2 tRNA genes and 1 rRNA gene are annotated in these 506 nt (G+C 45.8%); all 3 read left to right on the plus strand.

Annotated elements, in window-relative coordinates:
• Positions 1–98 (plus strand): 16S ribosomal RNA (locus ACFPYN_RS18710); the annotation flags it as partial.
• A gap of 98 nt (positions 99–196) precedes the next feature.
• Positions 197–273: transfer RNA gene (locus tag ACFPYN_RS18715), tRNA-Ile, on the plus strand.
• Positions 274–283: 10 nt separating this feature from the next.
• A tRNA-Ala gene (locus ACFPYN_RS18720) sits at positions 284–359 on the plus strand.
• The last annotated feature ends 147 nt before the right edge of the window (positions 360–506 follow it).

The following is a 506-nucleotide window of genomic DNA, read 5'->3' on the forward strand; positions in this document are numbered from 1 at the left end:
ACCTTTACAGGAGCCAGCCGCCGAAGGTGGGACAGATGATTGGGGTGAAGTCGTAACAAGGTAGCCGTATCGGAAGGTGCGGCTGGATCACCTCCTTTCTAAGGATAATTACGGAATATAGACCTTCGGTCTATAAGTTGACGTTTTGCGTTCAGTTTTGAAGGTTCATATATCTATTTATATGAATTTCCTAAGAGGGCCTATAGCTCAGCTGGTTAGAGCGCACGCCTGATAAGCGTGAGGTCGATGGTTCGAGTCCATTTAGGCCCACCATTTCTTCTTAGGGGCCTTAGCTCAGCTGGGAGAGCGCCTGCCTTGCACGCAGGAGGTCAGCGGTTCGATCCCGCTAGGCTCCACCAAACATACTCCTCAGGGAGTGTTTTTTGTTCTTTGAAAACTGGATAAAACGACATTGAAAGCAACAAACATTCAAGTAATTCATTTTTAATAAGTTCAAACTTATTGATGACTGATTTGAGGGTTTCAAGCTGCAAGTAGTGCTAGGA

Source organism: Paenisporosarcina macmurdoensis (genome assembly GCF_042658845.1).
In the GTDB taxonomy this organism is placed as follows: Bacteria; Bacillota; Bacilli; order Bacillales_A; family Planococcaceae; genus Paenisporosarcina; species Paenisporosarcina macmurdoensis.